Below are 13,485 nucleotides of genomic sequence, written 5' to 3' on the forward strand. Positions count from 1 at the left end.
CCCCCCGGCCCCCATCTGGGGCGCCCCCCCCCCCCCTGGGGGGCCCCCCCCCCCCCCCGCGGGGGGCGCGGGGGGGGGCGGGGGGGGGGCGCGGGGCCCCCCCCCCCCCCCCCCCCCCCCGCCTCGCTTCGCGAGGCACTCTGCCCTCAAGGGGGAGGCATTGCGCTCCAGTACCCTCAACGGGATTTCCACCACCCCGGCAGGCTGATAGACTCGGGTCGCCTGCGGAGGAGACGGCGATGCCGATCAATCTCGACGAGTTGAAGAATGCCACCAGCCTGCGCGGCCGTCGCCCGGGCAATGGGGCCACGTTTGTCGCGCCGGTCGACGGCAGGGCGCATGTGTCGGGCGAGCGCACCGTGCCGCTGCTGCAGCAAACGATCCCGGCGCTGCTTTCGGACACAGTCAGCAAATACGGCACGCTCGATGCCGCCGTCTTCGTCGACCAGGACAAGCGCTTCACCTGGAGCGAACTTTCAGACACGGTGGACGCGCTGGCCGCAGGCTTCCTGGCTCTCGGCCTGGCAAAAGGCGACCGCGTCGGCATCTGGTCGCCGAACCGCTGGGAGTGGCTGGTGACGCAATTCGCCACCGCCCGCATCGGCCTGATCCTGGTCAACATCAACCCGGCTTATCGGCTGGCCGAACTCGACTATGCGCTGAACAAGGTCGCTTGCCGAGCGCTGGTCACGGCCGTCAAATTCAAGAGCTCCGACTATCTCGGCATGATCGAGACGCTGGCGCCGGAGATCGCGACGGCGACACCGGGCGAGCTCGATGCGAAAAAATTGCCGGCGCTAAAAATCGTCATCCGCATGGGCGAGGAGCATTCGCCCGGCATGCTCAATTTCACCGACGTGCTGGCGATGGGCGGGCGCGACGAGCATGATAGCCTCGACCGGATCTCCGAGGGGCTGAAACCCGGCGATGCCATCAACATCCAGTTCACCTCAGGCACGACAGGCGCGCCCAAGGGCGCGACGCTGACCCACAACAACATCGTCAACAACGGCAATTTCGTCACCTTGGCGATCAGGCTCACCGTCGAGGACCGGCTGTGCATCCCGGTGCCGCTCTATCACTGCTTCGGCATGTCGATGGGCACGATCGGCTGCGTCACCAAGGGCGCGACAATGGTTTTCCCGGGCGAGGGGTTTGATGCCGGCGCCACGCTGAGAGCGGTGGCGGGCGAGCACTGCACCGGCCTCTATGGCGTGCCGACCATGTTCGTCGGCCTGCTCGACCATCCGGATTTCGACACCTTCGATCTCACCAGCCTGCGCACCGGCATCATGGCCGGCTCGCCGTGCCCGATCGAGGTGATGAAGAAGGTAGTGTCACTGATGCACATGGCGGAGGTGACAATCGCCTATGGCATGACCGAGACCAGCCCGGTGTCGTTCCAGAGCAGCGTCGCCGACCCGCTGGAAAAGCGCGTCTCGACCGTCGGCCGCGTCCACCCGCATGTTGAGGTCAAGGCGATCGATGCCGATGGCGCGACCGTTGCGGTCGGCGCGCCGGGCGAACTCTGCACGCGCGGCTATTCGGTGATGAAGGGCTATTGGGACGACGAGGAAAAAACCCGCGAGGCGATCGATCCCGACGGGTGGATGCACACCGGCGACCTCGCCACCATCGACGCCGAGGGTTATTGCAACATCGTCGGCCGGGTCAAGGATATGGTCATCAGCGGCGGCGAGAACGTTTATCCGCGCGAGGTCGAGGAGTTCCTCTATCGCCATCCCAAGGTCAAGGAAGTGCAGGTGTTCGGCATTCCCGACCCGAAATATGGCGAGGAGCTTTGCGCCTGGATTGTGCTCAAGCCGAGCCAGATCGCCACCGAGCAGGAGATCAAGGCCTTCTGCGCCGGCCAGATCGCCCATTACAAGATCCCGCGCCACATCCGCTTTCGCACCGAATTGCCAATGACGGTGACCGGCAAGCCGCAGAAGTTTTTGATGCGCGAGGCGATGGTTGACGAACTGGGGCTGGTGACGCCGAAGACCGCCTGAGCGGGCAACGGGCTCCCGTTCGTACTTACGCGTTTGAAGAACAGAGGCGTTGTCTCAATGTCGGGCACAATGACCCGGTCGAACGCGGCCTCCCCGCTGAGATCTGCGACGACGGACCCGAGCCAGCACCAGTGACAGACCGCGATAAGATCGTACTGCTACCCGGGAAGTGTAGGTGTGTACTCACGCCTCGTCTTTCGCGCGGCGCGCCATTCCTCGAACCGTTGCAGGATGACGAAGAAGGACGGTACGAAGAGAACGGCGAGACAGGTCGAGGCGATCATGCCGGAAAAGACCGTGATGCCGATCGACTTGCGCGCGCTGGCCCCGGCGCCTGTCGCCAACACCAGCGGCGCGACACCAAGGATAAACGCGAAGGACGTCATCAGGATGGGCCGGAAGCGCGCTCGTGCCGCCTCGATCGCCGCTTCGACTATCGGTCTGCCGGCGGCGCGCAATTCGCGCGCGACCTCGACGATCAGGATGGCGTTCTTGGCGGATAGCGCGATCAGCAGGATCAGGCCAATCTGCACGTAGAGATTGTTGTCGATGCCGAGGCCGTTGAGAACCAGGACCGGACCCACCAGCGACAGCGGCGCGGCGAGCAAGATCGAGATCGGGGCCAGCCAGCTCTCATATTGGCCTGCCAGCACCAGATAGACCAAGAGCAGCGCCATGCCGAACACCAAATAGATCTGGCTGCCGACAAGCTTTTCCTGGAAGGACAGCGCCGTCCAGTCGAAGCCGGTGCCGGGCGGCAATGTGTCGGCCGCAACCCCTTCCATCAGTTTGATCGCGTCGCCCGACGAGAAGCCATGTGCCTGCACACCGATGATCGATGCCGAGGGATAGAGGTTATAGAGGCTGATCAGTGATGGGCCGACGCTTGGCGTGACTGTCAGCAATGTCCCGAGCGGGATCATGTCGCCGCTCTGGTTGCGCACGCTCAGGCGGGCGATATTCTCGGGCGTCAGGCGAAATTGCGCATCGCCCTGCACATAGATCTGGAACACCCGCCCGAACTTGTTGAACTGACTGACATAAGTCGAGCCCAGATAACCGGCGAGCGTCTGGAAGACCTGGTCCGTGGTCAGCCCCAGGGTTTGCACCTTCTCGCGGTCGATTTCGACCGTGTATTGCGGGACGTTGGCCCGGAACGGCGCCGATACGCGCTGGATACCTGACTGCGTCTGAGCGGTCCTGGTTATTGCCTCGACTGCTCCTTGCAGCTTGGCGAGGTCGAAACTGCCGTCACGCAGCTCGACCTGCATGGTGAAGCCGGCGGCGTTGCCGATGCCCTGGATCGGCGGTGGAGGCAGCACCAGTACAGTTCCGTCACCCATGTCGGACAGATTCTTGTTGAGCGTTGCGTAGAGCGAGGCAAGATCCTCGCCCTTGCCGCGCAAGCTCCAGTCCTTGAGGATGATGTAGGCAACGCCGGCGTTTGCCAGCGTCGAGTTATTGTCGAGTGCCGAGATGCCCGCGATGGTCACGACCTGATCGACGCCCGGCGTGGCCTTGGCGAGCTTCGAAACCTGTTGCAGCGTCTCCTGTGTACGGCCAAGTGCGGCGCCGTCGGGCAGTTGAACCGAAGCAAGCAGGTAGCCCTGGTCCTCGATCGGGATGAAGCCGGTGGCCACGCGCGATATGCCATAGCCTGCCGCCCCGATGATCAGCAGCGCGATGATGCCCATCACCGTGCTGTGACGCACCATGGCACCGATCAGGCCGGCATAACGGTTCTCCAGGCGCTGGTAGACCGCGTTGAAGCCGCGAAAGAAGACATTGCGCTGGTCCGGCGGCACCGGCCGCCTTAGCCATGTCGCACACTGCGTCGGTTTGAGCGTTGCCGCGTTGATGGCGCTGATTATGGCAGTTGCCGCAATCACCAGTGCGAATTGCGCATACATTTGCCCCGTGAGGCCGGGCAGGAACGCAGCCGGGAGGAACACCGCCATCAGCACCAAGGTGATGCCGATGATCGGCCCGAAGAGGGCGTTCATGGCGGCAATGGCCGCGTCGTGGCCCGACATGCCGCGCTCCATATTGTGAGTGGCGCCCTCGACCACGACGATGGCGTCGTCGACGACGATGCCGATGGCAAGCACGATGGCGAACAGGGTCGACAGGTTGACCGAAAAGCCGAGCGCGGCCATCGCCGCGAACGCCCCGATGATCGTCACCGGAACGGTCGTTGCCGGCACCAGCATCGCCCGCCAGTCCTGCAGGAAAAGCAGGATGACGATGAGCACCAGGACGGCGGCTTCGATCAGCGTCTTGTAGACCTCGTGGATCGCCTGGCTGACGAAAATCGTGGTGTTGAAGGGGATCGAGTATGCCAGGCCTTGCGGAAACTCGCGTGACAGGTCCTTCATCCTGGCCTCGACCTTGCCGGCCACATCGAGCGCATTGGCGCCCGGCGACAGGAAAACGGCCATGCCCGCAGCCGGCTGGCCGTCGAGATTGAAGAACTGCCCATAGGTCTGGGCGCCGAGCTCGACTCGGCCGACGTCGCGCACGCGCGTCATGTCGCCATTGGCGCCGGTCTTGACGATCACGGTGCCGAACTGGCCGGGATCGTCAAGGCGGCTGGACACTTCGATCGTGTACTGGAAGGACTGGCCGTCGGGCGCCGGCGGCGCGCCGACCTGGCCTGCGGTGACCTGCTCGCTCTGCTGCCCCAGCGCCTGGACGACGTCCTGCGTGGTAAGGCCGCGCGCCTGCATCTTCTCGGGATCAAGCCAGACACGCATGGAATACTGGCCGGCGCCGAACACATTGACATTGCCGACCCCCGGTATTCGGGAGAGCTCATCCTTGAGCCGGATGGTCGCGTAGTTGGCGAGATAAAGGCTGTCATATTCCCCGTTCGGTGAAGTCAGCGTGACGATCTCGAGGATCGAGGTCGACTTCTGCTGAACGGTGACGCCTTGCACCTGCACCGCTTGCGGCAGCGTCGCCAGGGCTGAGGACACACGGTTCTGCACACGCACTTGCGCCTGGTCGAGATCGGTGCCGATCGCGAACGTGACGGTGAGATTGTAGGTGCCATCCGATGCAGCATAGGACTGCATGTAGATCATGCCCTCGACGCCGTTAACCTGCTGCTCGATCGGCAACGCCACCGTGTCGATCACCGCACGCGCGCTCGCTCCCGGATAGCGCGTCGTCACCGAAACGGTAGGCGGCACCACGTCGGGATACTGCGCCACCGGCAGGGCAAAGAGCGAGATGACGCCTATGACGACCATGAGGATGGCGATTACGTTCGCCAGGACCGGCCGCTCGATGAAGAATTTGGAGATCATTGCGCTGCGCCGTCCGTGGCGACTGCTTCCAGTTTCTTTTCTTGCGGTTCGATCTTCTGGCCAGGGACTGCCGTCAACAGGCCGGAGACCAGGACGCGGTCGTCCGCCCCGATACCCTTGGTGATCACACGCAACGCGCCGACCAGTTGGCCGATCTCAACCGGACGCTGTTCGACCACGTCGTCCTTTCCGGCGACGAGCACGTAGCGACCCTTCTGGTCGCTACCGATCGCCCGGTCGGGAACGAGCAGCATGTCCGGCTCTACGCCCAACGGCACGCGCACACGCACGAAATAGCCAGGCAGCAGTTCCCGGCCTTCATTGGGGAGCACTGCGCGGACCGCTAGCGTGCCGGTGGCAGCGGTAACCTCTGGCGCGGCGTAGTCCAGCGTTCCCGCGTGGGGATAACCCGTCTCGCTCTGCAAGCCGACCTCGACCGGTATTTTCTTGAGATCCTGCGCGGTCATTCCACGCTTCGCCATGGCGGTGCGAATGCGCAGCACATCCTGCTCCGAGATATTGAAATTGACGTAGATGGGTGCGGTCTGAACGATGGTCGCCAGGGTGGTGGCGCTGCCGGCGCCGACAAGCTGCCCCATCGATACCTGGCGGGAGGTGACGGTGCCCGCGAACGGCGCCTTGACCTCGGTGTAGCTCAGATTGAGTTGAGCCTGCTTGACGTCGACCGCGCTCTGCTTCTGCTTGGCGATGTCGACGTCTGCTGCCGCGGCGGCCTGGTCGGCGGTCGATTGCGAGATGATTTTCTGGGACAGCAGCTCCTGCTGCCGCTTTAGGTCAGCACCGGACTGCTTGGCGGCGGCATCGGATGAACCCTGCCCGGCCTCGGATTGCTCGAGCGCCAGCTGGTAGGAATCGGGCTCGATCAGGAACAGCCGGGCGCCGGCCTTGACCTCGTCGCCGTCCTTGTAATCGATTTCCTGGATGAAGCCCGAGACGCGCGCAACCAGGGGCGTCGTGTTCACCGCCGCGGCACTGCCGGTAGCCTCGAGATATGGGGTCACGCTCTGCTTCAATGGAAGCGCCACGTCGACCTTGGGCGGAGGGGGCGGTACGTATGTGTTTTCCTCGCTACAAGCGGACAATACTAGTGTCGCGGCGAACAAGCCTGCCGCCTGCGCAATTCTACCCGATAGTAAAAGCATTTCCCCCCTCTATATACTTCCCGGTGTATATCGCATTATATAAAAGTGAGCTAATCTACATGTTTGAGGGGAGTTTGTCATGCGGATTGCGTTGAGCGTGCTTTTCTTGGCAACTCAGATGGCAACCACCGTGGCGCTGGCGCAGACGGCGGCCGAGCGTGAGGCCTGCCAGGCAGATTACCAGAAGATCTGCGAGGGCGTGTTGCCGGGCGGCGGCCACATCATCAAATGCCTGGCCGATCACATGAGTGAGCTGACGCCCGAATGCCAAAAGGTCGTCAAGGCGAACACGCCTGGATAGCACCACTGTGCCTTTCCGAGCCGCAGGTGAACATGACGTGTCGGACTGGAGCGCCGGTGGGCGAGGTCTGCGGGTGCCGGATCGTGGCCCTGTCGTCTGGTCGGAAAGTTGGTCTGCTTTGTGGATTTTCCAGACATTCGCGACGCATTTCAGGGGCGGGCCTTCGCTTATCGTCCGGAACCCGTGCCAAAGCGACAGCGACATTAGGGTAAGCTGCTCTTTGCGTTCGCGCGGGCGAGACGGACGCTTCCGGGGTGGAGAAAAGCGGTTGGCTACCTATCTCGGAAGAGAGCGGATGGGGAAACAAGGCCGAAATCTTGGCCTCAAGCGAAAGGAACCCGCAAATGGCAAAGAATACGATTTGCCTCTGGTACGATAAGGACGCCGAGGCTGCCGCCCGCTTCTACTCCGAGATCTTTCCCGACAGCGTGGTGAGTGCCGTGCACCGTGCACCCAGTGACTACCCGGCCGGCAAAGAGGGCGACGTGTTGACGGTCGAATTCACAGTCGCGGGCCTTCCTTGTATCGGCCTCAACGGAGGTCCCGAGTTCAAGCACAACGAAGCCTTCTCGTTCCAGATCGCCACCGACGATCAGGAGGAGACCGACCGCTATTGGAATGCCATCGTCGGCAATGGCGGCCAGGAGAGCGTGTGCGGCTGGTGCAAAGACAAATGGGGGATTTCCTGGCAAATCACGCCGCGCGTGCTGACTGACGCGATGGCGGCTGGCGGCGACGAGGCAAAGCGCGCGTTTGATGCCATGATGACTATGAAGAAAATCGACGTCGCCGCGATCGAGGCGGCGCGACGCGGTTGATGCTCAATCGCGTCTTGCTGCCAAATTGCTGCCAGAGTGTGTCAGCTCGCCACCCAGTGCGGCCGTCCAGCCGCCAGCTTTGCGTTGCGGCGACCATCAGTCACTTACCACTAAAAACGGTCTGATTTTCCGGTTCGAGTCTCAAGCGGGACCACTATCCTGCTACAGTGCGTCGCGTATGCTGCATCTTCGGTATCCCTTCGATGATTTGGCGAGCGCGAACCGTGCCACTCAAAACCCGACTGACCGAACGTTTTGCGATCAGGCATCCCATCCTCCTCGCTCCTATGGGCGTGATGGCAGGCGGACGGCTTGCAGCAGCGGTGTCGCATGCCGGCGGGCTCGGTTTGATCGGCGGCGGCTACGGCGACGAAGCCTGGCTGGACAAGGAGTTTGCCGCCGCAGTCAACGCCCGTGTCGGATGTGGGTTTATTACATGGTCGCTGGCAACCAGGCCGTATCTGCTCGACCGCGTGCTGGAGCGGCAACCCGCGGCGCTGATGCTTTCATTCGGCTCGCCAGCACCCTTCGCCGCGCATATCAGAGAAGCGCGAGTGCCTTTCATCTGCCAAGTCCAGTCGATGTTGCACGCCCGCGAGGCGCTCGACGTCGGCGCAGATGCAATTGTGGCGCAGGGCAATGAAGCCGGCGGCCCACAGCGGTCCCCGCTCGACCTTCACACTCGTTCCCGAGATTGCCGATCTTCTCGCGAAACAGGCGCCTCAGACGCTTCTCGTGGCGGCGGGTGGCGTTGGCGACGGTCGAGCGCTTGCCGCGGCATTGATGCTCGGCGCCGACGGCGTCCTGGTCGGCACGCGGTTCATGGCGACTGCAGAGTCCGCTGCGCCGCGCGGATTCCAGGAGGCTATCATCGCCGCCGATGGCGATGCGACGATCAAGACCACAACTGTCGACATCGCCCGCAACTATCGTTGGCCGACAGACGAATTCGTCGCGCGCGTGCTGAGGACTCGATTTGTCGCCGCCTGGCATGGCCGCGAAGGTCAGCTGACTGAAGCGCCGACGCTGGCCATCCAGAGCAGCGACTATTGGGACGCCTTTTACGCTGGCGATGCCGAGAACACCGGCGTTTTGTTGGGGGAAGTGGCCGGAGTGATCCGAAGCGTGGAGTCGGCTGGACGCGTGATCGACGACATGATCGGACAAGCCGAGCGTCTGCTCACGGACGGCCCGCGACGTGTCGTCGATTGACTGCTCAGTTTCTCTTCTACTCTACCTGATTAATTGCACACCACCTCAGCCATTGCGCGGATGATCTTGCCACTTCGACGCATTCGTCGTGCCGCATCTTCTTGCGCCGCCAGACGAGGCAGATGGCGCTGCGGCATCGGTTCCTGGAGTGGGCACGATCTCCAGATCGCGCAATGGCGCTGGCTGGTCCTGCCGCTATTTCCGGGATGAGCGTGACGCCCGAGCCCATGCGCCACCATCTGCAGCAGCGTCGAGTCGCGGGCGATCAAAGCGACCTTCGCACACTCGTGCGAAGCGCACGCCCGATGCCAAGAAGCGCCGGTGATCACCGCTGTCTTTCCGCTTCAATCCGACTGTGCCAGCTCGGTGCTGGCAATGCTAAACCGCCGGTCCTTCGAGCCCGCTTCTCTCGTGCGACTTCCACAGGTACAAGCCGAGGACGGTACCGAAGAAGAATGTGTGGGCAATGAACTGCACGACCGGGCTTGCTTGCAGGAACCAGGGGAATGCGATCGGCGCGATCACATAGAAATTGACGAGCCACAAGGCGAGTCCAAAGACGCTCCCGAGACCGATGAAGGCGGCTCGCCCTCGCAGCATGGCGGCAATCTCCCCGAACACGATCCCATAAACGATAGCCAGGATCAAATGCACGACAACGCCGGCGATGCTGGCCGTCAAGAGCGGGTAACCGGGATCGAGGGCTTCCGATCCAAGCGCGATAGCGCCGATCATGCGCAGGGGCATGAAGAACGCTTCCGCCCCCATCATGAACGCACTCGCCGCCATTTCGAATGCCGCAAAGACGAGGCCAGCGACGATGCCCGCAACAGCCCCCTGCTGGAAACCCCGTCGGATCTCGCGCGGCGTCACCGGTGTATGGACATAATCACGGTACTGTTCTGGATGCAGATTCCTCCGTAAAATCAATGCTGGGAACGCGTCGGCGGTTCCGGACGTCGGGTATAATTCACGAGGATTTGATTGAAGTTGATGTTTCTCGGCCGAGCTGACGGTTCGGCTCTTTGCCCGCATCGACGCTGCAGCCATGCAGCTTTCCACGACCGCCCCAAGCCGGCTGTTACCTCGCGCGAGACCTCAACTGGCTCCATAGATCGTAGCCCGCAAGGAGGACGCCGATGCCGACCGCAACGCCCAGATCGGGATGTGGGACGAAACGGACTACGACGCCGAAAAACGCCAGAAAGACTACAAACGCCAGGACGGCCAGGAAGCGGCTCAAATTCATCTGTTGTCCTCCATTCGCCCGTCCTTAGCCCCCGTAGATCATGTTGGGCAGCCCGTACACGATCTGCGGGAAGACGTAGATGATGACCATGCACAGGATAACGATCAGCATATAGGGCATCATTCCGCGGAAAATATCCGAAAGCTGAACATGCGGCGGCGAAATGCCCTTGAGGTAGTAGGCCGACATCGCCATGGGCGGCGACAAAAAGGCCGTCTGAAGGTTGACTGCGACGAGCACGCCGAAAAACAGCGGATCGATCTCGAAATGCGCCAATAGCGGCAGGAAGATCGGAACGAAGATCACGATAATCTCCGTCCATTCCAGCGGCCAGCCCAGGATGAAGATGATGATCTGGGCGACGATCAGAAACATCAGCGGCGACATGTCGAGGCCGGTGACGAAATCGCTGATCAGTTGCTGGCCTCCCAGATAGGCAAAGACTGAGGCGAAGGTCGCGGAGCCGACGAACAGCCAGCACACCATCGCGGTCGTGCGCGCCGTCAAATAGACGGACTCCTTCAGGCGTTGCCACGTCAGCGCCCGGTAGGCGGCGGCCAGCACGACGCCGCCGAGCGCGCCGATGGCGGCAGCCTCCGAGGGCGTGGCGAGGCCGAAGAGGATGGCGCCGAGCACCGCGAGGATCAGGGCCGCCAGAGGGACGAAAGAAGTCAGCAGCATCCAGCTGATTTGCAGGACCGAATAGTGCCCTACCTCGTCTCGGGTCGGCTTCGGCGCCACCTGCGGCTGCAGCACCGCCATCGTCACCACATAAATCAGATAAAGGCCGGCAAGCAGCAGTCCTGGAAGCAGGGCTGCCGCATACATACGAACTACCGACACACCCGCCGTCGCGCCATAGACGATGAGCAGAATCGACGGCGGAATGAGGATGCCGAGGGTTCCGCCCGCGCAGATCACTCCCGAGGCATAGCTGATGTCGTAACGCGCCTTCAGCATGGCGGGAAATGCCAGCAGGCCCATCAGTGTCACGACCGCCCCGACAATGCCTGTGGCCGTTGCGAAAAGCGTGCAGGTGATGAGGGCGGCGACCGCCATGGAGCCAGGAACGTGCCGGGTGGCGATATAGAGGGTGCCGAAAAGACGCTCGATGATATTGGCCCGCTCGACGATGTAGCCCATGAACAGGAACAGCGGGATGGCGGTCAGCACGTCGTTCGAGATCACGGAATAGGTCTGATTCACGAACAGATCGAAAATGCGGTTGTTGAAGAAGCCGCCGACCCAATGCTCCGCAAGCGTCCAGCCGTCGGCACCATCCTCAACCGCCCGTTCGTAGGCGCGCCACATCCGCCCCGGATTTAAATAAGCGTAGTAGCCAAAGGCGACCCCGAGCGCCATCAAAGTGAACGCAACCGGGAAGCCAAGGAAGATCGCCAGAAGCAGAATGAGCAGCATCGCGACGGCGACCTGAGGATCGCTCATCTGTCTTCTCCGTCGCGGTCGGGTTGATTGTCGGGATGGAGGAATGGGAGGTCGACTGCTTCCGAACCGTGATGCAGAACATCGAGCGTCTTGGCTTCCATCAGCACCTTCTCGGTTTCTTCCACGTCTTCAGCCGCGCGCGGCCATGTTCCGGTTCGCAGACAGACGACGCAGCGGAATACCTGGGCAATCCCCTGCACGAAGAGCAGGATGCCTGCCGCCACGATGACGGCCTTGAACTGGAAGATCGGAATCCCGGCCGGACTGTTCGAGCTTACCTCGAGATAGCGGAAGCTGCGCGCGGCATACTTCCAGCCGGCCAGAATCAGCGCCGTGACGCCTGGGAAGAAGAAGATGATGTAGAGGACAAGTTCGACCGCCGCTTGCACGCGCGGCCTCCACAGACGGTAGATGAAATCGCCCCGCACATGCCCGTCTCGCGACAAGGTGTAGGCGCCGGCCATCATGAACATGGTGCCGTAGAGCATGTAGCTGAGGTCGAATGCCCACGCGGTCGGCGCGCTGAACAGGTATCGCACGACAACTTCATAGCTCACGCCGAGCGTCATGACGACGACGCTCCAGGCGAACACCTTTCCAAACCATGCCGAAAGTTCATCGGCGAATGCAATGTAGCGGAGCATGTGCAGGGTTCCGTCAGGTGCAATCCGGCGGCCCGCAAAACCGCCGGATTTGCCGAAGCGGAGGCGCGAATTAGAGCTTCAGCTTGCCGGGGAAATGATGTTCGTAGGCCAGTGTCAGGTCGGCTGAATTCATAAGCTCGTAGTAGACGACGCGTTCGACCCATTGGCGCTGGCTGTCGAGCACCCGCTTCATGAACTCATCCGCCTCCAGCGTCGGGATGATCTTGTCCCAAGCCTCGAGTTGTGCGTCGAGAATCTCCTTCGAGGTGCGGTGCACGGTGACACCGTGCTCGGTCTGCAGCTTCTGCAGGTCGGCCGAATAGTTGTCGAGGGCGAGCGCGGTGTTCGCGGTGCTGGCCGCCTCGACGCCATATTCGAGAATGGCCTTCAAATCATCGTCGAGGTCGTCGAACACGTCTTTGTTGAACAGGAATTCGAACGACTCGCTCGCCTGATGGTAGGATGACAAGGTGTAGTGCTTGGCGACGTCCTGCGAACCGAAGCGAAGGTCGGACGACGGATTGTTGAATTCGAAGGCGTCGATAACCCCGCGCTCCATAGCCGGCACGATTTCACCGCCGGGCAGCTGCGCCACGCTGAGGCCAAGGTTCTGCATGAGATCGGCGGCAAGACCGACCGTCCGATACTTGAATCCCTGCAGTTCAGCGGTGGTCGTGACAGGCTTCTTAAACCAGCCGAACGGCTGCGCCGGCATCGGGAAGCCATAGAAGCCGACGACGTTGAGGCCCATGATCTCCTGCGTCAGCTCGCGGTAGAGATCCTTGCCGCCGCCCTGGTGGAACCAGGCGAGCATGGTGGTGGCGCTGCCGCCAAACACAGGGCCAGTTCCGAAAAGCGACGCGGCCTTGTGCTTGCCGTACCAGTAGACGGGGACGGTATGCGCGGCGTCGATGACGCCGTCATTGACGCCATCCAGCACCTGGAACGCGCCGACGACCGCACCCGCGGGCAGGAGCTCGAACTTCAGCCGGCCGCCGGACATCTTTTCGACGCGCTCTATGTATTGCCGCGCGAAATCCATCCAGATGTCCGAAGCAGGCCAGGAGGTCTGCATCTTGATAGTGACCGGCGCCTGCGCCAGTACGGCCGGGGCCGAGAGCGTCGTCGCTGCAGCCGCACCGGCGGTGATGGCTGTGGACTTTTCCAGGAACCCGCGACGCGAGATTTTCTTGTCGGACATTTACTCCTCCCATGTTGTAAACGCTTCTGCCACAACCAGAATATGCGAACTCGCCCCTTGCGCAACCAGTTTCGCTGCCAGTGACATCGGGCATCGGGCTTCGGTCTGGCACAGGCGCCAATATGTTTCCG

10 protein-coding genes are annotated in these 13,485 nt (G+C 62.2%); 4 read left to right on the forward strand and 6 right to left on the reverse strand.

Annotation, left to right across the window (positions count from 1 at the left end; genetic code table 11):
* Positions 1–239: 239 nt before the first annotated feature.
* The gene (locus AC0L2Z_RS23070) at positions 240–2,012 is read left to right on the forward strand and encodes an AMP-binding protein (protein WP_473629388.1); all 1,773 of its coding nucleotides are present in this window, start codon (positions 240–242) and stop codon (positions 2,010–2,012) included.
* A gap of 158 nt (positions 2,013–2,170) precedes the next feature.
* On the opposite strand, the gene AC0L2Z_RS23075 is transcribed toward AC0L2Z_RS23070, so the two are convergent.
* Together AC0L2Z_RS23075 and AC0L2Z_RS23080 are read right to left on the reverse strand one after the other, a co-directional pair.
* The gene (locus AC0L2Z_RS23075) at positions 2,171–5,320 is read right to left on the reverse strand and encodes an efflux RND transporter permease subunit (protein ID WP_023800359.1); all 3,150 of its coding nucleotides are present in this window, start codon (positions 5,318–5,320) and stop codon (positions 2,171–2,173) included.
* A complete protein-coding gene (locus tag AC0L2Z_RS23080; protein WP_128166187.1) occupies positions 5,317–6,483 on the reverse strand; it encodes an efflux RND transporter periplasmic adaptor subunit in 1,167 nt (388 codons plus the stop codon). Before AC0L2Z_RS23080 ends, AC0L2Z_RS23075 begins: the two co-directional genes overlap by 4 nt.
* Positions 6,484–6,601: 118 nt before the next feature.
* On the opposite strand from AC0L2Z_RS23080, the gene AC0L2Z_RS23085 reads away from it, so the two are divergent.
* The 3 genes from AC0L2Z_RS23085 to AC0L2Z_RS23095 all read left to right on the forward strand — a co-directional run bounded on the left by AC0L2Z_RS23085 (position 6,602) and on the right by AC0L2Z_RS23095 (position 8,814).
* On the forward strand, positions 6,602–6,784 hold the full coding sequence (locus AC0L2Z_RS23085; protein WP_473629389.1) for a cysteine rich repeat-containing protein: 183 nt from the start codon (positions 6,602–6,604) through the stop codon (positions 6,782–6,784).
* Between the two features lie 344 nt (positions 6,785–7,128).
* Complete coding sequence (locus AC0L2Z_RS23090) at positions 7,129–7,602, forward strand: VOC family protein (protein ID WP_023800362.1); 474 nt, start codon at positions 7,129–7,131, stop codon at positions 7,600–7,602.
* A gap of 639 nt (positions 7,603–8,241) precedes the next feature.
* A complete protein-coding gene (locus AC0L2Z_RS23095; protein ID WP_473629390.1) occupies positions 8,242–8,814 on the forward strand; it encodes an NAD(P)H-dependent flavin oxidoreductase in 573 nt (190 codons plus the stop codon).
* Between the two features lie 378 nt (positions 8,815–9,192).
* Here the strand turns inward: AC0L2Z_RS23095 and AC0L2Z_RS23100 are convergent, their stop codons facing one another.
* The 4 genes from AC0L2Z_RS23100 to AC0L2Z_RS23115 form a co-directional block, all read right to left on the reverse strand.
* Positions 9,193–9,864: a hypothetical protein gene (locus tag AC0L2Z_RS23100; protein ID WP_473629391.1), complete on the reverse strand. Its 672-nt coding sequence runs from the start codon at positions 9,862–9,864 to the stop codon at positions 9,193–9,195.
* Between the two features lie 223 nt (positions 9,865–10,087).
* Positions 10,088–11,509 carry a TRAP transporter large permease gene (locus AC0L2Z_RS23105; RefSeq protein ID WP_473629392.1) on the reverse strand — a complete coding sequence of 474 codons (1,422 nt, stop codon included), beginning with the start codon at positions 11,507–11,509 and terminating at the stop codon, positions 10,088–10,090.
* On the reverse strand, positions 11,506–12,153 hold the full coding sequence (locus AC0L2Z_RS23110; RefSeq protein ID WP_236390380.1) for a TRAP transporter small permease subunit: 648 nt from the start codon (positions 12,151–12,153) through the stop codon (positions 11,506–11,508). Before AC0L2Z_RS23110 ends, AC0L2Z_RS23105 begins: the two co-directional genes overlap by 4 nt.
* Positions 12,154–12,223: 70 nt before the next feature.
* Positions 12,224–13,354 (reverse strand): TRAP transporter substrate-binding protein, encoded by a 1,131-nt coding sequence (locus tag AC0L2Z_RS23115; RefSeq protein ID WP_473629393.1) that lies wholly within the window; start codon positions 13,352–13,354, stop codon positions 12,224–12,226.
* Positions 13,355–13,485 lie beyond the last annotated feature (131 nt).

This window comes from Mesorhizobium sp. WSM4850 (assembly GCF_055811735.1).

Coding starts and splice junctions, on each gene's coding strand:
- AC0L2Z_RS23070 (WP_473629388.1), top strand. CDS start 240: ATGCCGATCAATCTCGACGAGTTGAAGAATGCCACCAGCCTGCGCGGC.
- AC0L2Z_RS23075 (WP_023800359.1), bottom strand. CDS start 5,320: ATGATCTCCAAATTCTTCATCGAGCGGCCGGTCCTGGCGAACGTAATC.
- AC0L2Z_RS23080 (WP_128166187.1), bottom strand. CDS start 6,483: ATGCTTTTACTATCGGGTAGAATTGCGCAGGCGGCAGGCTTGTTCGCC.
- AC0L2Z_RS23085 (WP_473629389.1), top strand. CDS start 6,602: ATGGCAACCACCGTGGCGCTGGCGCAGACGGCGGCCGAGCGTGAGGCC.
- AC0L2Z_RS23090 (WP_023800362.1), top strand. CDS start 7,129: ATGGCAAAGAATACGATTTGCCTCTGGTACGATAAGGACGCCGAGGCT.
- AC0L2Z_RS23095 (WP_473629390.1), top strand. CDS start 8,242: ATGAAGCCGGCGGCCCACAGCGGTCCCCGCTCGACCTTCACACTCGTT.
- AC0L2Z_RS23100 (WP_473629391.1), bottom strand. CDS start 9,864: ATGGCTGCAGCGTCGATGCGGGCAAAGAGCCGAACCGTCAGCTCGGCC.
- AC0L2Z_RS23105 (WP_473629392.1), bottom strand. CDS start 11,509: ATGAGCGATCCTCAGGTCGCCGTCGCGATGCTGCTCATTCTGCTTCTG.
- AC0L2Z_RS23110 (WP_236390380.1), bottom strand. CDS start 12,153: ATGCTCCGCTACATTGCATTCGCCGATGAACTTTCGGCATGGTTTGGA.
- AC0L2Z_RS23115 (WP_473629393.1), bottom strand. CDS start 13,354: ATGTCCGACAAGAAAATCTCGCGTCGCGGGTTCCTGGAAAAGTCCACA.